At 49.6% G+C, this 24,299-nt stretch carries 21 protein-coding genes; 12 read left to right on the plus strand and 9 right to left on the minus strand.

Features of this window, described 5'->3' with window-relative positions; genetic code table 11:
* Positions 1-53: 53 nt before the first annotated feature.
* Together LPA26_RS13155 and LPA26_RS13160 are read left to right on the plus strand one after the other, a co-directional pair.
* Positions 54-1,184 (plus strand): AI-2E family transporter, encoded by a 1,131-nt coding sequence (locus tag LPA26_RS13155; protein WP_055828816.1) that lies wholly within the window; start codon positions 54-56, stop codon positions 1,182-1,184.
* Positions 1,185-1,208: 24 nt separating this feature from the next.
* On the plus strand, positions 1,209-1,814 hold the full coding sequence (locus tag LPA26_RS13160) for a DnaA ATPase domain-containing protein (RefSeq protein WP_055828820.1): 606 nt from the start codon (positions 1,209-1,211) through the stop codon (positions 1,812-1,814).
* Positions 1,815-1,818: 4 nt separating this feature from the next.
* Here the strand turns inward: LPA26_RS13160 and LPA26_RS13165 are convergent, their stop codons facing one another.
* Entirely contained in the window at positions 1,819-2,916 is a 1,098-nt protein-coding gene (locus LPA26_RS13165) for a diguanylate cyclase domain-containing protein (protein WP_229008687.1), read from the minus strand.
* 188 nt (positions 2,917-3,104) lie between these two features.
* On the opposite strand from LPA26_RS13165, the gene LPA26_RS13170 reads away from it, so the two are divergent.
* On the plus strand, positions 3,105-4,754 hold the full coding sequence (locus LPA26_RS13170; protein ID WP_229008688.1) for an NAD(P)/FAD-dependent oxidoreductase: 1,650 nt from the start codon (positions 3,105-3,107) through the stop codon (positions 4,752-4,754).
* 39 nt (positions 4,755-4,793) lie between these two features.
* Here LPA26_RS13170 and ahpF read toward each other — a convergent pair whose 3' ends face one another.
* The 4 genes from ahpF to LPA26_RS13190 all read right to left on the minus strand — a co-directional run bounded on the left by ahpF (position 4,794) and on the right by LPA26_RS13190 (position 9,582).
* Complete coding sequence (gene ahpF / locus LPA26_RS13175) at positions 4,794-6,359, minus strand: alkyl hydroperoxide reductase subunit F (RefSeq protein ID WP_229008689.1); 1,566 nt, start codon at positions 6,357-6,359, stop codon at positions 4,794-4,796.
* A gap of 168 nt (positions 6,360-6,527) precedes the next feature.
* Positions 6,528-7,091, minus strand: a complete 564-nt coding sequence (ahpC, locus tag LPA26_RS13180; RefSeq protein ID WP_055828833.1) for an alkyl hydroperoxide reductase subunit C — start codon at positions 7,089-7,091, stop codon at positions 6,528-6,530.
* Between the two features lie 168 nt (positions 7,092-7,259).
* A complete protein-coding gene (gene soxZ, locus LPA26_RS13185; RefSeq protein ID WP_229008690.1) occupies positions 7,260-8,066 on the minus strand; it encodes a thiosulfate oxidation carrier complex protein SoxZ in 807 nt (268 codons plus the stop codon).
* A gap of 19 nt (positions 8,067-8,085) precedes the next feature.
* Positions 8,086-9,582: a M48 family metalloprotease gene (locus LPA26_RS13190; RefSeq protein WP_229008691.1), complete on the minus strand. Its 1,497-nt coding sequence runs from the start codon at positions 9,580-9,582 to the stop codon at positions 8,086-8,088.
* Between the two features lie 177 nt (positions 9,583-9,759).
* Between LPA26_RS13190 and moaC the strand changes: the two genes are divergently transcribed.
* Positions 9,760-10,251 carry a cyclic pyranopterin monophosphate synthase MoaC gene (gene moaC, locus LPA26_RS13195; protein WP_229008758.1) on the plus strand — a complete coding sequence of 164 codons (492 nt, stop codon included), beginning with the start codon at positions 9,760-9,762 and terminating at the stop codon, positions 10,249-10,251.
* A 455-nt stretch (positions 10,252-10,706) separates the two neighbouring features.
* Here moaC and LPA26_RS13200 read toward each other — a convergent pair whose 3' ends face one another.
* Both LPA26_RS13200 and LPA26_RS13205 read right to left on the minus strand, forming a co-directional pair.
* Positions 10,707-11,717, minus strand: coding sequence for an FAD-binding oxidoreductase (locus LPA26_RS13200; protein ID WP_229008692.1), 1,011 nt, complete (start codon positions 11,715-11,717; stop codon positions 10,707-10,709).
* 116 nt (positions 11,718-11,833) lie between these two features.
* Complete coding sequence (locus tag LPA26_RS13205) at positions 11,834-13,810, minus strand: cation:proton antiporter (protein WP_055828841.1); 1,977 nt, start codon at positions 13,808-13,810, stop codon at positions 11,834-11,836.
* Between the two features lie 231 nt (positions 13,811-14,041).
* On the opposite strand from LPA26_RS13205, the gene LPA26_RS13210 reads away from it, so the two are divergent.
* The 5 genes from LPA26_RS13210 to LPA26_RS13230 are packed head-to-tail and all read left to right on the plus strand — an operon-like array spanning position 14,042 to position 18,701.
* A complete protein-coding gene (locus LPA26_RS13210; protein WP_229008693.1) occupies positions 14,042-15,043 on the plus strand; it encodes an SIS domain-containing protein in 1,002 nt (333 codons plus the stop codon).
* 23 nt (positions 15,044-15,066) lie between these two features.
* Positions 15,067-15,714 carry an LPS export ABC transporter periplasmic protein LptC gene (gene lptC, locus LPA26_RS13215; RefSeq protein WP_055872107.1) on the plus strand — a complete coding sequence of 216 codons (648 nt, stop codon included), beginning with the start codon at positions 15,067-15,069 and terminating at the stop codon, positions 15,712-15,714.
* Between the two features lie 54 nt (positions 15,715-15,768).
* A complete protein-coding gene (gene lptA, locus LPA26_RS13220) occupies positions 15,769-16,389 on the plus strand; it encodes a lipopolysaccharide transport periplasmic protein LptA (protein WP_055829188.1) in 621 nt (206 codons plus the stop codon).
* Positions 16,390-16,400: 11 nt separating this feature from the next.
* A complete protein-coding gene (gene lptB / locus LPA26_RS13225) occupies positions 16,401-17,147 on the plus strand; it encodes an LPS export ABC transporter ATP-binding protein (RefSeq protein WP_229008694.1) in 747 nt (248 codons plus the stop codon).
* Positions 17,148-17,153: 6 nt separating this feature from the next.
* Positions 17,154-18,701 carry an RNA polymerase factor sigma-54 gene (locus LPA26_RS13230; protein WP_229008695.1) on the plus strand — a complete coding sequence of 516 codons (1,548 nt, stop codon included), beginning with the start codon at positions 17,154-17,156 and terminating at the stop codon, positions 18,699-18,701.
* Between the two features lie 63 nt (positions 18,702-18,764).
* Here LPA26_RS13230 and tyrS read toward each other — a convergent pair whose 3' ends face one another.
* Positions 18,765-20,003: a tyrosine--tRNA ligase gene (tyrS, locus tag LPA26_RS13235; protein WP_229008696.1), complete on the minus strand. Its 1,239-nt coding sequence runs from the start codon at positions 20,001-20,003 to the stop codon at positions 18,765-18,767.
* 129 nt (positions 20,004-20,132) lie between these two features.
* Between tyrS and LPA26_RS13240 the strand changes: the two genes are divergently transcribed.
* Entirely contained in the window at positions 20,133-21,260 is a 1,128-nt protein-coding gene (locus tag LPA26_RS13240; protein WP_229008697.1) for an anhydro-N-acetylmuramic acid kinase, read from the plus strand.
* A 170-nt stretch (positions 21,261-21,430) separates the two neighbouring features.
* On the plus strand, positions 21,431-22,720 hold the full coding sequence (gene gltA / locus LPA26_RS13245) for a citrate synthase (protein ID WP_229008698.1): 1,290 nt from the start codon (positions 21,431-21,433) through the stop codon (positions 22,718-22,720).
* 46 nt (positions 22,721-22,766) lie between these two features.
* Here gltA and speD read toward each other — a convergent pair whose 3' ends face one another.
* Positions 22,767-23,138 (minus strand): adenosylmethionine decarboxylase, encoded by a 372-nt coding sequence (speD, locus tag LPA26_RS13250; protein WP_229008699.1) that lies wholly within the window; start codon positions 23,136-23,138, stop codon positions 22,767-22,769.
* 142 nt (positions 23,139-23,280) lie between these two features.
* Between speD and LPA26_RS13255 the strand changes: the two genes are divergently transcribed.
* The gene (locus LPA26_RS13255; protein WP_229008700.1) at positions 23,281-24,291 is read left to right on the plus strand and encodes an SPFH domain-containing protein; all 1,011 of its coding nucleotides are present in this window, start codon (positions 23,281-23,283) and stop codon (positions 24,289-24,291) included.
* Positions 24,292-24,299 lie beyond the last annotated feature (8 nt).

Genomic DNA, 24,299 nt, shown 5'->3' on the forward strand with positions numbered 1-24,299 from the left:
GCATCTTGCCAGTTCGACCTATGCCGGATTGAGTGTATGCATTACAGGCGCCCATGTCAGATCACGAGTATCAAACGTCCAGTGTGACTCAGTTTGTCAGCGAAAATCGCTGGTGGATCGTGGCTGCGCTTTTCATCTATCTGTTTTATTTGCTGGAACCTGTGCTGACGCCCTTTCTGGCAGCCATGGTGATTGCCTACATGCTGGACCCGCTGGTAGACCGGCTCAGTGAAGCCGGATACCGTCAATGGAAAGTTGGCCGCACCCTGGCGACTTTGCTAGTGATGGCTGGCGTGATTCTGGCGCTGATTGGTTTGATGCTGATTATTCTCCCGCTGTTGCAACAACAATCAATGCTCATTGTGCAACGCTTGCCGGCAGTGGTGGATCATTTTCACCAGCAGGTGGAGCCCTGGCTGCTGCAGCATTTTGGCATTCGTTTCAATGTGAACCCGGCCTATATACAAAAACTGTTGACCGAGCACTGGCAATCAGCGAGCAGCTTTGTTGGCAGCGTATTATTGAGTGCCGGTCAAAAAGGCCTGAACCTGATTGGCATGCTCGCCAACATACTCTTGCTGCCCGTGGTGCTGTTTTATTTTTTGCGCGACTGGGACGATATGATGACCAAAATTGGTGAGCTGATTCCACGCGACCTGATAGGCCGTGTCAAAAAAATCGTCAAGGATATAGACAGTGTAGTGGCCGAATTTCTCCGCGGGCAGTTATCAGTGATGCTGTCGCTTTGCGTGTTTTACAGTGTTGGCTTATGGCTGGTTGGCCTCGATATGGCACTGTCTATCGGCATGATTGCCGGCTTACTCAGTTTTGTACCTTATCTCGGTTTTGCCTTGGCGTTTATTTTGGCCATGATCCTGGCATTATTACAATTCGCCTCACTGCCAGAAGTGGTTCCAGTGCTACTGGTGTTTGGCGTCGGCCAGTTTGTAGAAAGCTTTTTCCTGACACCTATCTTGGTCGGTGACCGTATCGGCCTGCATCCGGTACTGGTGATTTTGGCTTTAATGGCGGGCGGGCAATTATTTGGTTTTGCCGGGGTGTTGCTGGCGTTGCCGGTCAGCGCTGCCATTGCCGTCGGTTTACGTTACGTCAAAAATAGTTACTTGCGTAGCGACACTTACCTGCACAGCCAGGCATCAGTAATTCACCTATCGGATGACTGACATTTTAATTTTTAAGCATTCGCTGTGAAACAATTATTACTGAATATCCAACCCCCGGCCGCACCGGGGTTTGGCAATTTTATTGTCGGCCAGAACCAGGAAGCGCTCAGCAGCCTGCAAGCAGCACTGGCCGGGCATGCGCCTTCACCTTTTGTATATCTATGGGGTGTTGCGGGCAGTGGTAAAACGCACTTGCTACTGGCAGCCCAGGCCATGGGTGCGCATATCGCCGATGATGTGCATACCCTGGATGAAGAATCACAAATCATCCTGTTTGATACCTTTAACCAAATCAAAGCCGAGGGCGGTGTATTGGTGACCGCCGGCAACCATGCACCCACGCAAATGGGTTTGCGGGATGATTTGGCTACCCGTTTAGCGTGGGGATTGGTCTACCAGTTACAGCCATTGAGTGATAACGAAAAAGCCGATGCTCTGCGTGCGCATGCGCGTGACCGTGGAATGAAATTACCCGATGAAGTGATCGCTTACTGCCTGAAATACTTACGCCGCGACTTACCGACACTAGTGGCAGTACTTGATGCGCTGGATGAATGGTCACTGACGACTAAAAAGCCGGTGACAGTGCCTTTGCTAAAAAACATGCTGCAACTTGAACTGGCAAATTAATGCACTATTCACCATCAAAACTGTAAGAATTTTTACCGTTTTTCTTCGATACATACATCGCCTTATCGGCCGCATGTAATAGCTGTTTCACTTGTTTGCCATGCCGCGGATACTCGGCAACGCCTATACTGACGCCAATATTAAGTGCCATGGTTCTGACAATCACCGGGCGCGAAAATAACTGTATCAATCGTTGCGCGAGTTGCACTAACTCCATGCGATGCATATAACTGCCCACCACCAGCACAAACTCATCACCACCCTGGCGGGCAAGAAAGTCTGTTTGCCGGAGCACTTTCTGGAACATATGAGACACTTCAATCAGCAGTGCATCGCCAATTTCATGACCATACTGGTCATTCACCTGCTTGAATCCATCTAAATCCATAAAGAAGATGGCAAACGGTTTTGAAGTGTGTTTTGACCGCTGGAAAACACTTTCCAAATGCTCATCCACACTACGCCGGTTTGGCAAACCGGTCAGCAGATCATGGTCAACCTGATGGCTTAACTGCTCGGTGACCGCCTGGGTTTCCAGCATCTTGCCTAACAAATCGGTGGTACTGCGGTACGAAAACAGCAACACGCCGATAATCAGCATACACAGCAAAATAGCGCCGATTACCGCCTGGATCACGCGCTGGCGTATTTCTTTTTCGTAATCCGCCCGCAAATGCTCAAGCTTGCTATCCATCTCACCCAAGCGATCATCAATCAGCTTCATCAACTCTCGGCTTTTATCTTTACTCAGGGTGAGGTGTGAGGCATAGGAACCGGCGCGCATTTGCACCTGGATGCTGATATCCATGGCATCAAATTTTCGATTCACTAATTGTTTAACCGTTTCCAGTTCGGGGCGAACTTCACCCACAGAGGCTACACGTCTATCCAGGCTGGCAAGCATTCTACGTGTGTCTGTACGGCCCTGCTCCATCGTATCGAGGAACAAGGTATGCCCGGTCAGCAAATAGCCGCGCTGGCCGCTTTCAGCGTTGGTGATGGCTTTACCAAGTGCAGCCACGTCATAGCGCTGCCGGTCTACCGAATCTTTTTGCTCCGAAAAGGCCACCAGCTGATACATAGCGATAAATAACCATATCATTGAGACGCACAGAATAGTTGCGGCAATGATTAACGGGGTAAGTATTTGGCGCTTGTAGTTAAACATAATTCCTCTAACGACCAAATTCGACACTAATTAAATAGAACCGATATAAAAATCTACCATACGCTAAGACTGGATGTAATAAAATACGTTTTTGATAGATAACCACTATCCATGAGATATTTATGCTACGAATTACTGAAATCAAGCTTCCATTAGTACAAGCGGAGACGCTTAAGCATCAAGACGATAAAATCAGGGCTGCTATCCTCAAGCGGCTGGAAATTCCTGAGAGCGATTTGATCCATTTTGAAATTTTCAAGCGCGGGGTGGATGCGCGTAAATCACATGCCATTCTTTATGTGTACAACATCGATATCGAGGTCAAAAACGAGTCTCAGATTCTTGCCAGGTTTAAAAAAGATCCCCATATCAAACCTGCGCCAGATACCAGCTATAAATTCGTTGCCACCAATACGCAGGCTTCGGAACACAGGCCTGTCGTAGTCGGCTTTGGCCCGGCAGGTATTTTTGCAGCCCTGATATTGGCGCAAGCCGGTTTTAAGCCTATCGTGCTGGAGCGTGGCAAAGAGGTACGTGAGCGGACCAAAGACACCTGGGGATTATGGCGTAAAGGCAAATTGAATCCTGAATCCAACGTGCAGTTTGGTGAAGGTGGCGCGGGCACTTTCTCCGACGGCAAACTGTATAGCCAGATTAAAGACCCCAAACATTACGGCCGCAAGGTATTGCAGGAATTTGTCAAAGCTGGCGCGCCGGAAGAAATTTTATATATCAGCCATCCGCATATCGGTACGTTCAAGCTGGTCAGTATGGTCGAGGAAATGCGTAGCACCATTATCAGCCTGGGCGGCGAAATCCGTTTCGATCACCGCGTCACCGAGATTGATGTGCAGGACCAGCAAGTGCAGGGTGTTTTCTTGCAAACAGGCGAATATTTACCTACCCGCCATCTGGTACTGGCCGTCGGCCACAGTGCCCGGGATACTTTTGAAATGGTCTACAACAAAGGCATTTTTGTCGAAGCAAAACCGTTTTCAATCGGCTTCCGTATTGAGCATCCGCAAAGCCTGGTAGACCGTGCACGCTATGGCAAAAGTTACAGCGATGACATCCTGCAAAAACTGGGTGCAGCTGATTACAAACTGGTACATCATGCGAAGAATGGCCGTAGTGTGTACAGCTTCTGTATGTGCCCAGGGGGAACTGTAGTCGCCGCCACGTCTGAGCCTAACCGAGTGGTGACCAACGGCATGAGTCAATACAGCCGTAACGAGCGCAATGCCAATGCGGGTATTGTGGTCGGCATCACGCCGGAAGTAGATTACCCCGACCATCCATTGGCAGGCATTGAGTTACAGCGTCAACTCGAAAGTCATGCGTTTGTATTAGGCGGTAGCAACTACGCGGCGCCGGGGCAATTGATTGGTGACTTTCTGGCAAATCGGCCTTCTACCGAGTTTGGTGAAGTCACGCCTTCCTATACGCCTGGCGTGCATCTGACTAACCTTGAATCCGCCTTGCCAGAATTTGCGATTAACGCTATCCGCGAAGCAATTCCGGCGTTTGCCAAGCAGATCCCCAATTTTGATTTGGCAGATGGTATTTTAACCGGTGTGGAAACACGTACTTCCAGCCCGATACGCATCAAGCGTGACGATGAAACGCTACAAAGCATCAACACCAAAGGCTTGTTTCCCTGTGGTGAAGGTGCTGGTTATGCTGGCGGTATTTTGTCAGCGGCTGTGGATGGCATTAAAGTGGCTGAAGCGGTTTCTTTATCGCTAAACTCATCAATCAATAGCCTTAAATAAAAAAACCTGCCGAAGCAGGTTTTTTTATTATTACATGACTTATTGGCGAATCAGGTAATCAAATGCGCCCAGAGCAGCATTCGAGCCTTCGCCCATTGCAATCACGATTTGCTTGTAGGGAATCGTTGTCACATCCCCCGCTGCAAATACACCCGGCAACGAAGTCGCATTATGGTTATTAATTTCAATTTCACCATACTTGCTCAAGTCTATCGTACCTTTCAGCCAGTCCGTGTTCGGTACCAGGCCAATCTGGATAAATACACCTTCCAGGGCTACATGCTTGCTTTCGCCACTGACACGGTCCGTATAGGTCAAACCATTGACACGGGTGCCATCACCAGTAATTTCAGTGGTTTGTGCACTGGTCAGAATAGTGACATTTTCCAGAGTGCGTAATTTGCGTTGTAACACGGCATCCGCTTTCAGCTCGGTATCAAATTGCAGCAAAGTGACATGGCCCACTACACCGGCCAGGTCAATCGCCGCTTCAACACCGGAGTTACCACCACCAACCACTGCCACGTGCTTGCCTTTAAACAACGGGCCATCGCAGTGTGGGCAATAGGCAACGCCTTTGTTTTTGTACTCTGCTTCACCAGGCACATTCAGGTTTCTCCAGCGTGCCCCGGTTGCCAGAATCACTGACTTACTACGCAAGGTCGCGCCGCTTTCCAGCTTCACTTCAATCAGGCCGCCATGCTTTTGGTCGGTCTGTTTAGGCTCAGCCAGACTAACTGCACGTTGCAACGGCATGATGTCGACTTCATAAGTTTTCACGTGTTCTTCCAGCGCTGCCACCAATTTAGGCCCTTCAGTTTCCTTGACCGAAATAAAGTTTTCAATCGCCAGCGTGTCGTTGACCTGGCCGCCAAAACGGTCCGCCACGATGCCAGTACGGATACCTTTACGTGCAGAATAAATCGCCGCTGAAGCGCCAGCCGGGCCACCGCCCACCACCAGCACATCAAATGGCTCTCTGGCATTCAGTTTTTCAGCTTCTTTCGCTACCGCGCCAGTGTCCACTTTCGCCAGAAACTCTTCCACCAGCATGCGGCCAGAAGCAAACATCTCGCCATTCAGGAAAGTGGCTGGCACCGCCATGATGTTGCGCTCGTTCACTTCGTCCTGGTATAGGCCGCCATCAATCACCGTCACATTGATGCGCGGATTAAATACCGTCATCAAGGTAGTCGCCTGCACAACATCCGGGCAGTTATGGCAAGACAGGCTCATATACACTTCAAAGTTCAGGTCACTATCCAGCGCCTTGATCTGGTCGAGCACATCCTGCTCCACTTTTGGTGGATGGCCGCCGGTCCACAACAAGGCCAGCACCAATGAGGTGAATTCATGACCCAGAGGAATCGCTGCAAAGCGCACGCCATGCGTTTCACCTTCCTTGGCGATCACGAATGAAGGTTTACGCGCATCATCGCCAGTTTCATCCAGGCTGACTTTGTCCGATAAGGCGGTAATCTCTTGCAGCAATTCGCGCATTTTTGCGGCATTGTCGCTGTTATCCAGGGATGCGATCAGACGGATAGGCTGACGCAGCATACCAAGGTAGGTTTGCAGTTGTGTCTTTAAGGTATCGTCTAACATTTTTATTCTCCAAAATCCTGCCCTTATTTCAGGCGGCAAGAAGCCCTGGCCATTCCACATGGCATTTAAAACGGTTGGGGGAAGCTCAGGTAAACCCGCTAAGCTTTTAGTGACTTTACCTGAGCGCCCTGCTCTCGCAGGGCGATGCTAAAACTAATCTCAGAGAGATTAAATCTTACCTACCAAGTCCAGTGATGGTGTCAATGTCGCAGCACCGTCATTCCATTTGGCTGGGCAAACCTGGCCTGGGTTGGCAGCGGTGTATTGTGCCGCTTTCAACTTGCGCAAAGTTTCTTTTACATCACGCGCGATTTCGTTGCTGTGTACTTCAGCAGTCTTGATCACGCCTTCGTTGTTGATTACGAAAGTACCGCGCAATGCCAGACCTTCTTCATCAATATGCACATCAAATGCACGTGTCAATTGGTGAGTCGGGTCGCCAACCAACGGGAATTTTGCTTTACCCACGGCTGGTGAAGTCTCGTGCCAAACCTTGTGGGAGAAATGCGTATCGGTGGTCACGATGTACACTTCAGCACCAGCCTTCTGGAACTCTGCGTAGTTGTCAGCGGCATCTTCAACTTCTGTAGGGCAGTTAAACGTGAACGCTGCCGGCATGAAAATCAATACAGACCATTTGCCCTTTAAAGATTCTTCAGTCACTTCGATAAATTTACCGTTGTGAAATGCCTGGGCCTTGAATGGTTGAACTTGTGTATTAATCAATGACATTGTGCTCTCCTTTTAATAATGGTTTAAAACGTTGTTTCACTTAACTAGTGATCTGATACTGCTATTTAAACTTTGTTTGTTTAAGCGAATGAATGCATTGTAGACAACTTTAATACATATGCATAATTGATTGTTTTAATTTTAATGATAAAAATTACTTATCAAAAATTAAAGTGATACGGTGACTTCACCGTGGCCGCTGAAACCGCGATTATCCTGCCAGTTAACTGCAATCACATCGCCAATTCTGGCGTCTTTCAAATAAAACGTAAAGTAGGGGTTACGCGAAATGCCGGTGCCGGTTTGCGCATCGACAATGACCGCTCCATTCAGTATTACCTGCATCAGCTGCATGAAATGCGCTGGCATCAATTGCCCATCGTCATTTTTACTGCGACCGGTGCGCATCGGGTGCACGATAATAATCTTGAGCTCGGTAATGTTCTTGCCTAACGGCCCGTCTGCAAGTGGCCTTGCGCGCATTTTCATGCTGCTGGCGAATGGCTCTTCGCGCTCACTACCTGCACAGCCATCCTCCAGCACAATCACATCACGGCGTTGTTGATGAAATTCGCCGCCAGTATTCTGCACTAAGGCGATTAATTCACCCGATTGCGCCAGCTTGATGCGCGTCACCAGCTTAGGCAATACCTGCTTGCCCAACTCAAAACTGGCAATCAGCGGCGTCGGGTTGGCATCTGCCAGCAAACGCATGTTACTGACACTACCCGCAGGCTGCTGGCTGGAAATCTCCACTTGCACCACCGCCCCATTTTCGGCTTTTTGTGGTGCTTCGATATGAATCTCCTGCGAAACCGGTACTGATTTCGCCTGCAATTCAGCCATGACTTCGGCAGTGTGCTTGGCTTCAAACGCCTGCGCAAACCAGGTGGCAGCCTGTACTTTCTGAATCATCATCCAGAACGGTAACGTCGCCAAGGCGAAACAGCCCTTTAATAGTGTCCGTCTTTGCATTTAACTCTCCTGCAACCAGTTAGCCTTTGTCATCATCTTTTTCCAATGCTTGCTGCAAACGGAGCGCCTTCAGTCGAGCTTCGACTTTGGATTGCAAATAAAAATCCCCATCTTTGGCTTTACTGGCGATTTCAAACTGATCTACCGCACGCGGCAAATCGTATTTGCGCACATATGCCTCACCCAATGCCTGATGTCTCAGCATTTGCTTGCCTTGCCCCTGGTAAGCCGCGGCCAGCCATTCATACAGTTTGGGATCATCAGGAAACGTTTGCAGCTGCTTTTGGATAAAACTCACTGCCGGCGCCCACTGATTGCTATTAATCAATGACTCCGCCTGGCCCTGGGCAAATATTCTATGCTGCGGGTAACGTTGCAGACCTTGTAAAAACTGCGCTTGCGCTTCTGGCACCTGGCCGAGCTTGGCCAACGTCACCGCTTTCAGGGTAATAATGTAAGGATTGACCATGCCATGCTGCTCCAGCCATTGCACTTCCTGCTGGGCATTTTTTGCCTGGTTCGCCCGTAAATAAGCATACGCCAACCCGAAGTGTTCGGACTGCTCATTCTGGAATCGGCCTTCCTCCAGGTTATTCTTGAACTCTTCCACCATTTGCGTTGGAGAACCCTGGAACGCGCGAATTTTTGCCCGCATCAACGAAAAAGCCGGGTTTTCACTAACCTGTTTATAAGGCAGGTTTTGCACACGGTTACCCATATCGGCAATCCGCTCGCTGGTCATCGGGTGAGTACGCAAATAACTAGGCATATTGCCATCAGAAAAACGCGTCGCCCGCTGCAAGGTATTAAAAAAAGCGGGCATGGCGCGTACGTCAAACCCGGCATCCTGCAAGATAGTCAGGCCAACACGGTCCGCCTCACGCTCATGCTCACGCGTATAATCAATCTGGCGCTGGATACCGGCAGCCGACGCCGCTGTCATCGCGCCCATCCCCGCTTGCGGATTTGACCTCATCACTAGCAAAGCCAGCGCAGTCGCAGCAATATTCTTGAACATATCGTATTTTTGCGAGGCCAGCATACGCGCCAGGTGATGCTGGGTAACATGACCGATTTCATGTCCCAGCACACTCGCCAGTTCAGACTCGCTATTGGATGATGTAAACAGGCCGGTATGCACACCGATCACACCGCCAGGCATCGCGAACGCATTAATGCTTTTATCCTGCAAAACAAAAAAATAGAATTTCTGCTGTTTGTCCGGACTACTGGCCCCCAGACGCTTGCCTAATGCCTGTAAATAATCAGTGACCTCGGCATCATCAAATACATCCTGGCTCACAGCCACCTGCTTGAGAATCTGGTTAGCGATTTTTTCCTCATCGCGCGCAGACAATACGGTTTGCGAAGCATCCCCCAGTTCAGGCAACTGGTTGGAAGAGTCTGCCGGTAAATTTAAATCCAGCTCGGGCTCATAAGGTTTACCGGAAAACTGGCCAACCGCACTTTCTGCCAGCATGGGGAACCCGGATGGCATCAGCAAAGCCAACGTCACACTCCATCGCCCAAGTGTGCGGCGCGAGTATGGATCAAAAAATTTGAGTGGGTTAAAAACCATGTACCTTTGAGTAAAAACGATCCTGAAAATCACATTATTCCTGAATCAGCATAGACCGCTGACCCAAACTTGTTATGATAACGGCTTCACCGCTTGAGTTCATCATTTTTCACCATGTCCGAATTAACGCATTTCAACGCACAGGGCCATGCGCATATGGTCGATATTGGCGATAAAGCGCACAGCAAACGTGTGGCCATTGCTGAAGGCAGCATTCATATGCAAGCGGCGACATTGCATACCATTTTGCAAGGTAATGCAAAAAAAGGCGATGTCCTGGGAATTGCGAGGATTGCAGCCATTCAGGCCAGTAAAAAAACCAGCGATCTGATTCCGCTTTGTCACCCGCTTAGCTTAAGTCGTGTTGATGTGAGCTTTGTGACAGATGAAATTAATCATCGTGTTGTTTGCCATGTGCAGTGTGAAACTACCGGGCAGACGGGGGTTGAGATGGAAGCATTGACGGCGGTTCAGGTGGGTTTGCTGACGATTTATGATATGTGTAAGGCGATAGATCGTGGCATGACGATGGATAGTATTCGATTGCTGGAAAAGCATGGCGGGAAGAGTGGGGATTGGGTAGCTGCTGAGAACAGTGGTAATTAAATTCTTGCTGACGTCAGCTTAGCTTCTAATGCTAACTCTTAAAGATTAGCTTAAAAAGCAATTCTCATTTTTTTAGCTTGGTGGTCATTCTTTTTCGCCCCTAGGCGACCTTCTTTCTTATGCTTGTTCATAAGAAAGAAGGTAAAGAACAGGACACCCTAGCTTCCGCTTATTTTGACGAGCAACGCAGGAAACAAGCGGAAGCTAGGGTGCCCTTTCTTTTGGTTACTTGTTCTTTGGGCAAGCAAAGAAAAGTAACTCGCCTAATGGCGAAAAAAGGAATAGTGAATTCCAAGTTAAGACTTCCAGCCAGTACGGCACTCTTCTCTTTAAAGGACCTGAGCCAAGCAATAATGCTGCCTGGATTCTGGCCTCCGCCAGAATGACGACCCCTTGCTGTTCTTATGATTTGCGCACAGGCCTGCCGTAAGCTATGTACTGCACATGCCGCACTGTCAGGCAATCAACGCGGCAATTCTCCGTGCACACTCCGGCGCCATCGTCACCCCATAGCGAAAATGCCCGGTATTCAAATACAAATTCTCAATCTGCGGATGCCGTCCTATCATCGGGATATTATGCGGCGTCCCCGGCCGCAACCCACTCCAGTGTTTGATAATCGGCTGCCCACGCAATTCTGGCAATATTGCCTCTGCCTTCTCCTGCATTTCTAGCCGCATGCTCTCGGTCACACCTGTATCAAAACCGACATCCTCAAGGCTACTGCCCGCCAGCAAGTGGCCATCCGCACGTTGCAGCATATAAAAACCATTCCGGTAAACAATATGCGGCAACAAGCCAGGTTGCATTTGGTATAGCAGCATCTGTCCGCGCATGGGCTTGATATCCAGCGTAAGGGCAGTCTGTTTAAGCAACTCAAAGCTCCAGGCGCCTGAAGTGACTACGTAGGTATCCGCGTACAAGGTTTCATCTTCAGTAGTTTTCCAGCCACTGATAGGCAATTGCCCTTCTTGCAATGGCATTAAACGGGTTTGCTCACGTAACTTGACGCCGTGTTTAATCAACCAGGCTTTCAGGGATTGCAACAGGCGAGGATTACGGATTTGTATCACTTCAGGGATCAGCAGGTTTTCGCCATGCGCCTCTACTGCCAGGCCAAATTTGCTACACCATGCCAATGCCAGTTCGCGCTCAAAGGATGGCTGAATCAGCATGCCACTTTGAATACATTCAGGATCAATGCCGGATTCTGCAAACAACTCGGCGCTGATTGCTGGGTAAGCCCTGGCACCGGCCAGTGCTAATTCGTTGACCACATCCTGGTAAAACCATGGCAACAGCGGAAACGCGATACCCGCCCCGGCCCAGGAGGATTCCCCCGACGTTTGCGCGGCGATAACATTACGCTCTACCACCGTGACTTCATGCCCTTGCTTGCGCAATTGCATGGCGGTCAAACAGCCGACAATGCCGCCGCCCACAACTAATACCGAAGTGTTTGCCATTAAAGAATTTTCAGGAAAAAACGCGTGTGTCTAACAGTGGATTAAATGGGAATTAAATTAAACAGGCTGCAGACTTTACACTGTTAGCAGCCTGCTTGAAATCAGGGGTGGATTTTCTAGGGTTTGCGGCCGGAAATCAAATAGACTTCCATGGCGATCAGGGCGGCATTACTGCCCAGCAATACCAGCACATCACCTTCGTTCAGCACGATATCGCCGCGCGGGACGATAGGTTCCGGCATGTTAGGGCGGCGTAGCTGTTTAACCTCGACCGCAAAATCTTCAAACGGAACATGATCCAGCCGTAAGCCATGCGCATAGAAATTTTTATACATTTCCACCGAGTGCAGTTGTGGCAAAGAGGCAGTAGACGCATCGGCATCGCTGACACCGCGGAAATAACCCTTGAACATTTTGTAGCGTTCTTCGCGGAACAGGCGGATCCGTTTGACCACCCGATTTAGCGGCACCCCAAGGGTAACCAGGGCATGCGAAGCTAACATCAGGCTGCCTTCGAGAATTTCCGGCACCACTTCAGCGGCACCGGCGGCGCGCAACTCATCCATCTCGCTGTCATCATGCGTGCGCACAATCACCGGCAGGTTAGGATGGCGTTCCTTGATCACATCCAGCACCTTCATGGAGGCACGTGTTTCGGCATAGCTGATAATCACGGCCTTGGCACGACCCAGTCCAGCGGCTTCCATCACTGAACGCCTGCTGGCATCACCATAAATCACGTTTTCACCGGCAGACGCGGCTTCCTGCACGCGGCTGGCATCCATATCAAGGGCAACATAGGGAATATTTTCTTCACGCAGAAAACGGCCCAGATACTGACCGCTACGGCCATAGCCACAAATAATAACGTGACCACTTAATTCCTGGCTGTGCTCCTGGATAGTGTCAACGCCTTTGATACTATTGCGGGTATAGCTTTTTACCAGGTAACGCGCGATACGGCCGTTGTACTGAATAATAAATGGCGCCACCAGCATCGAAAGTATAGCCACGGACAACACCAGTTGCAGGGCCTCTCCATCGATCAGGCGCGTTTGCAAACCCAAAGCCAGAATCACAAAAGTAAATTCACCTGCCTGGCCCAGGATAATGCCGGTACGCACACCAACACCCATTTCAAAGCCATAGAATTTGGTCAGGAAAGCAATCAGGGCTATTTTGAACATCAGGTAAACCGCCAGCAACACAACGATTAAGCCTGCATGTTCAAGAATGACCCTGACATCCAGCAACATACCGACACTGATAAAGAACAAGCCGAGCAGAATATCGCGGAAAGGCGCGATATCCGACTCCACCTGGTAGCGGAACTTGGTTTCTGAGATCAGCATGCCAGCGACAAAGGCACCCAGCGCGAAAGATAGACCGGCAAAATTGGTGGCTGCCGACATGAGCAAGGTCACCATCAGCACGTTTAATACAAACAGTTCGCGTGAACGCTGTTTGGCTACCAGCTCAAACCAGAAGTTGAGGATATTCTTACCAAATTTGAATAACAGGAATAGCAGGACTGAAGATTTCAACAATGTCAGGCCAAGCACATCCAGCCAGTTATTACTGTGCGCACCCAATGTTTGAATCAGCACCAGAATTGGAATCACTGCCAGATCCTGGAATAACAATACCCCGATACTCAAACGTCCATGACGTGAGCTGAGGTCTACGCGTTCCATCAGAATTTTTGAAACGATGGCGGTAGATGACATGGTCAACGCTGCGCCGATAATAAAAGCAGTAGTCAGGCTTAACCCGGCCATTTTGCCTAGCAACAGGCTGACAACCAGCGTGAGAATCACTTGCCCCCCACCCAGACCAAACAGGGTTTTACGCATGGCATATAGCTTGGGCAGGCTGAATTCCAGGCCTATGCTAAACATCAGGAACACAATGCCGAATTCAGCTACCTGGCGACCGGTTTCTTCATCCTCAAGCAGGCCCAATGTGTGCGGACCGAGGACGATGCCGATCATAAAGTAAGCCAGTATTGCCGGCAGTCCCAATATGCGGAACAAACCGACGGCAAATACCGAACTGGTGAGCAATAAAAGTAAATGGATTAGGGAGTCAAACATGCAAAAATTCTAAGCAACTAATTAAAACCACTGATTTAGACCACATTGCCGATATACAGAGAATACGCCGCTTGTGGTCGTTAATTTATTATAAAACCGGATTATGTCAGCTTAATTATGCCGCCACAAAACTTTTGTTCAATGCAAAAAATGTGCCTGATATTAAAAAAACGGTAAAAAAGCCTAGATTCGCTTTCTTGCCGGGGCTGTCACTTGCTATACTTAGTGACCATGAGTATAGCAAAATCAGGTGTCAAACTTGCTGAAAGTTCTGGCATCGTAGAAAAAGCGCGCAATGTGTTATTGCACGAAGCAGATGAGATCCGCCAGCTGGCCGGACGCCTGGGCGCTGAGTTCGAAGCTGCGGTCCATATGATTCTTGACTGCCGCGGCCGTATTGTTGTCACCGGCATGGGAAAATCCGGCCACATCGGCGGCAAAATTGCAGCTACACTCGCCAGCACAGGGACCCCAGCATTTTTTATGCATGCGGCTGAAGCCAGCCATGGTGACCTCGGCATGATTACCGCAGAAGATGTGGTCATTGCGCTTTCCAACTCGGGCGAGAGTGATGAAATCATCAATATTCTGCCTGCTATCCGTCGCATTGGCGCCCGTATTCTCAGCATTACCGGCACCCAAGATTCAACCTTATCACGTGAATCGGAAGTACATTTAAGTGCTGCAGTTGGCCATGAAGCCTGCCCGCTAGGCCTGGCACCGACCGCGAGCACCACCGCGGCACTGGCTTTGGGCGATGCACTGGCGTTATGCGTGCTTGACTTGCGCGAATTTACTGCCGAAGACTTCGCCCGTTCGCACCCTGGAGGTAGTCTTGGCCGCCGATTACTGGTCAGGATTAAAGATGTGATGCGCACTGGCGATGCTATTCCAAGTATCAGTGAAAAAGCCACTGTACAGCAGGCAATCCAGGAAATCACCAGCAAAGGCATGGGGTTTACTGCCATTGTGAATGCTGAACAAAAACCGACCGGTATATTTACCGATGGCGACCTAAGACGCCTGTTCGTACAGGGACTCACGGATCACCAGGCGCCTATTTTAAATGTGATGAGCAAGCAGCCCAGATTGCTGGGCGCTCGGCAAATGGCCGTTGAAGCCGTCAGTTTGATGGAGCAGTACAGAATCAATGGTTTCCTGGCTGTGAACGAACAACAGCAACTGGTAGGCGCATTTAATATGCATGACTTGCTCAAGGCGAAAGTCGTTTAGGCAGACAGGTAGAGATTTTACGCATGCTTAAATATCCGATTCTGCTGCCGATTGGTTTGATGCTGTTTTTGGCGCTGCTGACTTTTTGGATTAACCAAACAGTGCAAGAGCAAGCGGCGCGCGTGACTGGTCTGAGCCGTCATGCGCCCGATTACATGCTGTATAACTTTGTAAGCACGCGCACCGATGCGACTGGAAAAACAAAATATGTGCTGGCTGCTGCGCAGATGCGCCACTACCCGGATAGTGACCACACTGAACTGGACAGGCCGCGTTTTACCCAGTTTGGACAAGAGTCGCCATACACACAGATTCACGGTCAGCGCGGCAAAATATCCGGCAATGGTAAACTGGTGGAGTTTGACAAACAGGTCAAAGTGATTCGCCAGGCCACCGCTGAAAAAGGTGAAATGCAAATGCTTACCGAGAAGTTATTCGTAGAGCCGGATACGGATATTGCTTATACCGATTTGCCCGTTACCATCCATCAGAAACCGGCGACAGTGATTACCGGTACCGGTATGCGTTTTGATAAAAAATCGGAAACCATGCAATTATTTAACCGGGTGCATGTTCATTATGAGCGAGCGCCCGATGCAGCACCCACAAAGGCTGTGGTCAAGCCAGCTAAAAGCGGCACCAGCAAAAATACAAGTACTAAGAGTCGATGATTCTGGAGAGATGAGTTGAAAACGCGCACGCAATTATTTTATGTTACCTGCCTGATGCTGGGCACGCTATGCTCAGCTACCGGTTGGGCTGAGGAGTCAGATCGTGACCAGCCGATAGAACTGGAAGCCGATACCGTCAGCGTCAACGATGCGAAAAAAATCAGCGTCTATACCGGTAATGTGATCCTGAACCAAGGTACTTTGCAAATCAAGGCCGACAAGATGATAGTACGTGAAGACCAGGATGGCTTCCAGCATAGCACTTGTACCGGCACTCCTAGCACGCCAACCACGTTCAAACAGAAACGCACCGGCAAAAATGAGTGGATGCAAGGCAGTGGTCAGCGCATTGAATACAATGCCCGCATGGATAAAGTGCAACTGTATACCAATGCCTGGGTCAAACGTGGAGAAGACGTAGTGACGGGTGATTACATCAGTTATGACGCCAATGCCGAATATGCAGAAGTGATCGGTGGCACTAAAGCAAACCCGAATGGCACCGCCAACAGCCGCGTGAAAGCTACCATACAGCCAAAAAACAAAACAACCCCACCAGTGTTAGATAACAAATCTAATACCCAACAAGGGTTACGGATGAATCGCTCGTTGCAATTAAGGACTGAACCGGTACCCGATGCACCTGAAAACGGATCCAAGAAAGAATCACAGTAAAGACTGGCAATATGCAAACAACCGTTTCTCCAGACAACAGCCATTTGTGCGTCAGCCATTTAAAAAAAACCTATCAGGGCCGTACCGTCGTCAGAAACACCACGCTTGATTTGCATAGTGGTGAAGTGATCGGATTACTGGGTCCGAATGGTGCAGGCAAAACCACTAGCTTCTACATGATTGTTGGCCTGGTGGCATTGGATGACGGCCGTATCACCCTGGATGGCACCGATGTTAGCCACGCCCCCATGCATGAGCGTGCGCGTATGGGTCTGGCCTACCTGCCGCAGGAAGCCTCCATTTTTCGCAAGATGTCTGTGACCGATAATATTCTGTCGATACTGGAAACCCGTCCTTATACCTCTGAACAACGTGAAGCCAAACTGGAATCATTGCTGGATCAGCTACATATCCAACATATCCGCAATAGCCAGGCTGTCAGTTTGTCAGGGGGTGAGCGCCGCCGGGTTGAAATCGCGCGTTGCCTGGCAACTGACCCGAAATTTATTCTGCTGGATGAGCCATTTGCCGGGATTGACCCGATTGCGGTGATCGAGATCCAGAAAATTATCCGTTACCTCAGCAGCCAGAATATAGGCATTTTAATCACAGATCATAACGTGCGTGAAACGCTGGATATATGCGACCGCGCTTATATCGTGAATGAAGGCGCCATCTTTGCCGCGGGTACGCCGGATGAAATCATCCAGAACGAAGGTGTACGTGAAGTATATCTGGGCAAAAACTTTAGGCTGTAATTTGTTATGAAGCAAAACCTGCAATTACGCATGTCGCAAAACCTGGCTCTTACGCCACAGTTGCAGCAGTCTATCCGTCTGTTGCAATTGTCGACGCTGGAACTTAACCAGGAGCTGGAAGCCATCTTGCAGGAAAATCCTTTACTGGAAATGGCTGACAATGAAGAAGGCGAGTTTGAAGATAACACGCCCGATGCACCGTTGCAGGCTCAGGCTGAAGTGGAAGATGCCAGTTCATTTGACGTAGCCATTCAGCAGGATATCTCTTCGCCAGCCGATACTTTGCGTGAAGAATTACGGGATGACCTTAGCGGTAATGAAGGCGAATTACCCAACCTTAATGAAGAATTCACACCGCCGGAATTTGAAGATGATTATGGCGAATTTGGCAGTACCAGCAATTGGGACGAGGCAGGCCGCAACAATAATGACGATGAAGACGGCGATTTCTCCCGCCAGGATGCCAGCAGCATCAGCTTGCGTGAGCACCTCATAGACCAGATTCAGCTGGCGCATTTATCACACCGCGATATGAGCCTGGTTAAACTGCTGCTCGACAGCATTAATGATGACGGCTATCTCGAACAGGATCTGCAGGAGGTTGTTGAAAACCTGCCGCTGGAACTTGAGGTTGACTTGCTCGAACTGGAAACCGCACTCAAGCTGATCCAGAATCTCGACCCGATCGGCATAGGCGCACGCGATTTGCGTGAGTGCCTGTTATTGCAACTTAATGCCTTGCCTGCGGATACGCCCTACCTGAAAACCGCCATCGCGCTGGTCAAAGATCACCTGGCACTACTTGCCAATAAAGATTTTGTGAAGCTGCGCAAACAATTGAGTTGCGATGAAGCCTCACTCAAAGGCGCGCAACAACTAATCCGCCAGCAAAACCCGAGGCCGGGTAGCGAATTTTCCAATTTCAGCCACGATCATTTTATCCAGCATGATGTGGTGGTCAAAAAAATCAAAGGCATCTGGGTGGCAACCCTGAATGACGGCGTGATCCCTAAATTGCGCATCAACCAGATGTATGCCGACATCCTTAAACGTAATCGTGAGAGTTCCGGCCAGTATCTGCAAAGCCAGATGCAGGAAGCCAAATGGATGATCAAGAATATCCAGCAACGCTTCTCGACCATATTGCGCGTATCGCAAGCAATTGTGGATAGGCAGCGCAACTTTTTTGAGCACGGTGACATTGCCATGCGCCCGCTGGTATTACGTGAGATTGCTGAAGAACTCGAATTGCACGAAAGCACCATTTCCAGGGTGACTACGCATAAGTATATGCTCACACCACGTGGTGTTTATGAACTGAAATACTTCTTCGGCAGCTCGGTTGCCACAGATGCTGGCGGCTCCTGCTCGGCGACGGCGATCCGCGCACTGATCAAACAAATGGTTGCAGAAGAAAACGTCAAAAAACCATTATCAGATAATCAGATTACCGACACCCTGGCCCAACAGGGCATTGTGGTAGCGCGCCGGACCATTGCCAAATATCGTGAATCATTGAGCATTCCACCCGCCAATTTGCGTAAGTCACTTTAAAACGTAATCTCTATCTTCCAGAAAAAAGCCGCTAAAAAGCGGCCTTTTACTTTCAAGCAGTTATTACTTAATGGTTATTTTGGCGAACTTGCGTTTGCCAACTTGGGCCACCACCACGCCTTTTTCCAATTGCTGATTTTTGTCTTCCACTTTTACGCTATCCAGTTTCACGCCACCTTGTTGAATAGCACGCATCGCTTCACTGGTGCTTTCTACCAGGCCAGCCAGTTTCAGTAACTGGCTGATACCAATACTCTCGCCTTCAATGGCCACTTCCACTTCCGGCACATCATCAGGGATGCCACCTTTGGCGCGCGTCTGGAAATCTGCCAGTGCTTTTTCTGCTGCTGCCTGACCGTGGAATCGGGCTACGATTTCCTGCGCAAAACCTACCTTGATATTACGCGGGTTTTCGCCACCGGCAACTTGCGCCTTCCATTCGGCGATGGTTTCCAATGAGGCAAAAGACAGCAAATCAATATAGCGCCACATCAGCGTGTCGGAGACAGACATGATTTTGGCAAAAATTAATTCGGGTGCCTCGCTGATACCAATATAGTTGCCCAGCGATTTGGACATTTTATTAACGCCATCAAGACCTTCCAGCAATGGCATCATCAGCACACACTGCTGCGCCATTCCTGCCTGCTTCTGCAACTCGCGGCCCATCAGCAAATTAAATTTTTGATCGGTGCCGCCCAACTCCAGATCGGACTGCAAGGCGACAGAATCGTAGCCCTGTAACAACGGGTATAAAAACTCGTGAATCGCAATCGGCTGATTACCTTTGAAACGCTTGGAAAAATCATCACGCTCCAACATACGCGCCACAGTAAGGCTGGCAGCCAGTTTAATCATGCCAGCTGCACCAAGCTCGCTCAACCATTTGGAGTTGAACACAATTTCAGTCTTAGCCGGATCCAGGATTTTGAATACTTGCTCTGAGTAAGTGTCCGCATTGATTTTGACCTGCTCTACCGTAAGCGGCGGGCGGGTAGTGCTTTTACCAGTGGGATCACCTATCATGCCGGTGAAGTCACCGATCAGGAATAAGATCTGGTGACCAAGATCCTGCAACTGGCGCAATTTATTGATAAGTACCGTATGGCCTAAATGAAGATCAGGTGCGGTTGGGTCAAAACCTGCCTTGATGCGCAGTGGCTTACCGGTTTTGAGCTTTTCAACCAATTCTTGCTCGATCAGCAATTCATCCGCACCGCGTTTGATAATAGCCAGTGCTTTGGCAATCTCGGGGGAAATTTCCGTGCTGATCGCCTCGGCTGAAGGTTTTGAGTCTGTCATAAATACATTTCTGTCACGCTGTTAGCGAAGATACTTCTTAACAGCATGGTTTAAATTAAAGCGGCTATTTTAACGTAATCTGGTGCATTACTGTAGGCATATCCCGCGACGATGTTACTATGTGGGCCTATGATTTCACAGTCAGCAGTCCCCGATACGCGTTACTTTATTGGCATCATGTCAGGCACCAGCCTGGACGGTGTTGATGCGGCATTGGTCGCGCATACCGGTGATCGCTTTGAACAAGTTGACCAGGCATTTGTACCATACCCATCCGTCATCAAACGGGCATTGCTGGCGTTGCACCAACCTGCCATCAATGAACTGCATGATGCAGCACTGATGGCAAATAGTTTGGCCGAGCTCTACGCAGAGTCTGTATTAAAAATTTTGCAGCAAAGCCAATTGCCGGCATCAGCAATTACCGCGATTGGCTGCCACGGACAAACCATACGCCATTGTCCAGACCTGCCAGATGGCCAGGCTTATACCTTACAAATAGGTAACCATGCCCGGCTGGCAGAACTGACGAATATCACAGTAATAGGTGATTTCCGCAGCCGGGATATTGCAGCAGGCGGTCAGGGCGCACCTTTGGTACCGGCCTTTCACCAGGCGGTGTTTGCGAGCCTTACTAAAAACCGAGCTATTATCAACATCGGCGGCATTGCCAATATCTCGTGGTTACCGGTGGATGGACAAGTGACCGGATTCGATTCCGGCCCCGGCAATATGTTGCTCGATCAATGGACGCAACAACACACAGGTCAGTCCTTTGACGCCAATGGCGCCTGGTCTGCCAGCGGACAGGTAAATAGTGTTTTATTAGAAGCCATGCTGGCTGAACCCTATCTGGCGCAGGCTGCACCAAAAAGTACAGGACGGGATTTGTTTAACCAACAGTGGCTGGCGCAACATTTAAACGTGGTTGATGACCGCCCGGAAAATATCGCGCGAACCTTGCTGGAGCTTACAGCGCTTAGTATTGCCGATGCCATCAAACGCTTTTGTCCGGCTATAGACGAGGCCTATGTCTGCGGTGGCGGTGCGCATAACGGCCTATTGATAGAGCGCTTATCCGCACTGATTGGCTGCTGCATTGAGCCAACCGACAAACTTGGCGTAGAGGTGGATTGGGTAGAGGCAGTAGCGTTTGCGTGGCTGGCGCAATGCTGTGTCGATGGCTTGAGTGGCAACCTTCCGGCAGTTACTGGCGCACGCGGCCCACGAGTGCTCGGCGCCATCTATTCCGCGTAGCGGATTTTTCACGCAAGCAGTGCAACTGCACCATGCTAGCGGTTAATTCTGGTGCATGTTTTGACAGCTTTTTCCGTGTTTTCACTTTCAATCTCCCCGCAAGTGCGCATTTTGGAGAGTTGATTGCGTATAATTTAGTCTTAACCCGTCTACACCATTTTGAGTATGTTATGGCAACCAAAGCGACCATTTCTTTTGATAACGACACCCCCGCAATAGAACTCCCGATCCTGAAAGGGTCGCTAGGTACCGATGTCATCGATATCCGCAGCCTGGGCAAACACGGCATTTTCACTTATGACCCGGGATTCATGTCCACGGCGGCTTGCGATTCTGGCATCACCTTTATTGATGGTGAAGAAGGTTTGCTGTATTACCGCGGCTACCCTATTGAAACCCTGGCGGAAAATTGCGACTTCCTGGAAATATCCCACCTGCTGTTACATGGCGAGCTGCCAAATGCCGCCCAGAGTGAAGAGTTCGTCAACGCAATCCGCAAAAACAGCATGTTGCACGACCAGATGAGTAATGTCTTCCGCGGCTTCAGGCGCGACGCTCACCCGATGGCTGTGATGATAGCCGTCGTCGGCGCGATGGCTGCTTTTTACCCTGACAACAATGATGTCAGCAACCCGGAGTCGCGCAAACGCGCGGCAATGCGCTTGCTGGCAAAAGTGCCGACCATTGCAGCATGGAGCTACAAATACAATATCGGCCAACCGTTTATGTACCCGAAAAACAACCTGGGTTACGCCGAGAATTTCATGCACATGATGTTCGCCACGCCCTGTGAAGAATACGTGCCTAACCCTATCCTAGCGCGCGCGTTCGAACGTATCCTGATCCTGCACGCAGATCACGAACAGAATGCTTCTACGTCTACCGTGCGTCTGGTCGGCTCCAGTGGAGCCAATCCATTCGCCTGTATCGCAGCCGGCATCGCCTCGCTGTGGGGCCCTTCACACGGCGGCGCCAACGAAGCCACACTGAACATGCTGGAAGAAATGGGTGACATCAGTCGTATCGGGGAGTTTATCAATCGCGCCAAAGATAAAACCGACAGCTTCCGCCTGATGGGGTTTGGCCACCGTATCTACCGCAACATGGATCCACGTGCTTCCATCATGCGCAAGACTTGCCATGAAGTACTGAATGAACTGGGTTTGCAGGATGACCCTATGTTCAAGCTGGCAATGGAGCTGGAGAAAATTGCATTGGAAGACGAATACTTCGTTTCACGCAAACTGTATCCGAATGTCGATTTTTACAGTGGTATCGTCATGCGCGCCATGGGCATCCCAAACTCCATGTTCACCGCCATTTTTGCGCTGGCACGTACGGCTGGCTGGATTTCGCAGTGGTGCGAGATGAATGCAGACCCGGAACAAAAAATCGGGCGTCCCCGTCAGCTGTATGTGGGCGAAGCGCGCCGGGAATTTGTGCCACTGCATCAACGCTGATTTCAGAATTGCTGAAAAACAAAACGCCGGAATATTCCGGCGTTTTCTATTCTCTTTGCAACTCAGAGCGTTGCACCTTTCCTGGGCCGAATGCTTCAATAAGCGATTCAAATAATTGCCTGGCTTTTTCTGAGTTATCGTCTTTGTAATTACATACAAACACATCTAATGTCACATAGCCAGACTCCGGCCACGTATGTATTGCCAAATGTGATTCAGCCAGCACCAAAGCACCGGTAACTCCCTGCTGATCACCAAAGTCATGAAAACACTCTCCGACAATAGTCAGCCCTGCTTTTCTAACGGCATCTACACATACGCTTTTGCATGTAGTTAAATCAGTCATCGCCATGATCGCATGATCTACTTTATGCAAATTGGCTATTAAATGCAGGCCACTATAGTGTAATCTTTTCATATGCTAACTTATGCAACACAGCAGTCACTAAATTTGAAGTATATTAACAATGATTGGTCGCCTCGCATTGTATAGGAATTCGCGTCCAAGCCAAGGTAAGGCATATAAAAGATACAGCATATAAAAACAGCAGGGAGCTTACGTGGGTATTTTTGACTTTGTAAAGAAACAGTTTGTTGACGTTATTCAGTGGACAGAAGACAGTGACGGAGTACTGGCCTACCGCTATCCAATGATGGACATGGAAATTCAGTACGGTGCACGACTTACGGTGCGCGATTCGCAAAGTGCACTATTCATAGATGAAGGCATCATTGCGGACAGCTTTAATCCCGGCCTGCATACGTTGAATACCCAAAACCTGCCCCTGCTTACCAATTTAAAGCACTGGGACAAGTTATTTGAGTCCCCCTTCAAATCTGATGTGATTTTTTTCAGCAAGCGTTTGCAGCTTGACCGCAAATGGGGAACATCGAATCCGATCACACTGCGCGACCCGGAGTTTGGCATGGTCCGACTGCGCGCTTTCGGCATCTACAGCTACCACCTGTCTGATACCACTCTTTTTTATAAAGAGGTTTGTGGTACCCGGGAGGTGTATAAGGTTGATGAGCTGGATGGTCAGCTGCGTCACTTGATGATTGCCGAACTGACCCAGCTGTTTGCCAACAGCCAAGTACCGTTTATTGATATGGCTGCCAATCAAAGCAAACTGTCTGATAGCTTACGCACGCATATGGCTCCCATATTTGCCCGCTATGGCCTGATGCTGGACAACCTGGCGCTGGAGAATATTTCGTTGCCTGAAGACCTGCAAGCGGTGCTGGATAAGCGCATAGGCATGAATATGGTCGGCGATTTGAATCGCTACACACAATACCAGGTCGCAGATGCCATCCCGATGGCCGCGCAAAATGAAGGTGGCGTCGCCGGCGCAGGGGCTGGCCTGGGTGCAGGCTTTGCCATTGCACAAAATATGGCGCAAGCAATGACACCCCCGGCAAACAATGGTCTCAATCCGCCAGCATCCGCCATCTCACACGATGACATTATAGCCACACTAGAGAAACTGCATGGCTTGGTCACCAAAGGTGTACTCACCCAGGCGGAGTTTGATGCCAAAAAGGCAGAACTACTGAGCCAACTCAAATAAAGCGTAGT

Source organism: Methylophilus sp. Leaf408 (assembly GCF_916856905.1).
Lineage (GTDB): Bacteria > Pseudomonadota > Gammaproteobacteria > Burkholderiales > Methylophilaceae > Methylophilus.

What these genes read in the sequence shown, in the direction of transcription:
- LPA26_RS13240 (WP_229008697.1), top strand. Translation starts at nt 20,133, where the DNA reads ATGATTTCACAGTCAGCAGTCCCCGATACGCGTTACTTTATTGGCATC.
- LPA26_RS13230 (WP_229008695.1), top strand. Translation starts at nt 17,154, where the DNA reads ATGAAGCAAAACCTGCAATTACGCATGTCGCAAAACCTGGCTCTTACG.
- lptC (WP_055872107.1), top strand. Translation starts at nt 15,067, where the DNA reads ATGCTTAAATATCCGATTCTGCTGCCGATTGGTTTGATGCTGTTTTTG.
- LPA26_RS13210 (WP_229008693.1), top strand. Translation starts at nt 14,042, where the DNA reads ATGAGTATAGCAAAATCAGGTGTCAAACTTGCTGAAAGTTCTGGCATC.
- soxZ (WP_229008690.1), bottom strand. Translation starts at nt 8,066, where the DNA reads ATGCAAAGACGGACACTATTAAAGGGCTGTTTCGCCTTGGCGACGTTA.
- LPA26_RS13200 (WP_229008692.1), bottom strand. Translation starts at nt 11,717, where the DNA reads ATGGCAAACACTTCGGTATTAGTTGTGGGCGGCGGCATTGTCGGCTGT.
- speD (WP_229008699.1), bottom strand. Translation starts at nt 23,138, where the DNA reads ATGAAAAGATTACACTATAGTGGCCTGCATTTAATAGCCAATTTGCAT.
- tyrS (WP_229008696.1), bottom strand. Translation starts at nt 20,003, where the DNA reads ATGACAGACTCAAAACCTTCAGCCGAGGCGATCAGCACGGAAATTTCC.
- LPA26_RS13205 (WP_055828841.1), bottom strand. Translation starts at nt 13,810, where the DNA reads ATGTTTGACTCCCTAATCCATTTACTTTTATTGCTCACCAGTTCGGTA.
- LPA26_RS13170 (WP_229008688.1), top strand. Translation starts at nt 3,105, where the DNA reads ATGCTACGAATTACTGAAATCAAGCTTCCATTAGTACAAGCGGAGACG.
- lptA (WP_055829188.1), top strand. Translation starts at nt 15,769, where the DNA reads ATGCTGGGCACGCTATGCTCAGCTACCGGTTGGGCTGAGGAGTCAGAT.
- LPA26_RS13155 (WP_055828816.1), top strand. Translation starts at nt 54, where the DNA reads ATGTCAGATCACGAGTATCAAACGTCCAGTGTGACTCAGTTTGTCAGC.
- ahpC (WP_055828833.1), bottom strand. Translation starts at nt 7,091, where the DNA reads ATGTCATTGATTAATACACAAGTTCAACCATTCAAGGCCCAGGCATTT.
- ahpF (WP_229008689.1), bottom strand. Translation starts at nt 6,359, where the DNA reads ATGTTAGACGATACCTTAAAGACACAACTGCAAACCTACCTTGGTATG.
- lptB (WP_229008694.1), top strand. Translation starts at nt 16,401, where the DNA reads ATGCAAACAACCGTTTCTCCAGACAACAGCCATTTGTGCGTCAGCCAT.
- gltA (WP_229008698.1), top strand. Translation starts at nt 21,431, where the DNA reads ATGGCAACCAAAGCGACCATTTCTTTTGATAACGACACCCCCGCAATA.
- moaC (WP_229008758.1), top strand. Translation starts at nt 9,760, where the DNA reads ATGTCCGAATTAACGCATTTCAACGCACAGGGCCATGCGCATATGGTC.
- LPA26_RS13165 (WP_229008687.1), bottom strand. Translation starts at nt 2,916, where the DNA reads ATGATATGGTTATTTATCGCTATGTATCAGCTGGTGGCCTTTTCGGAG.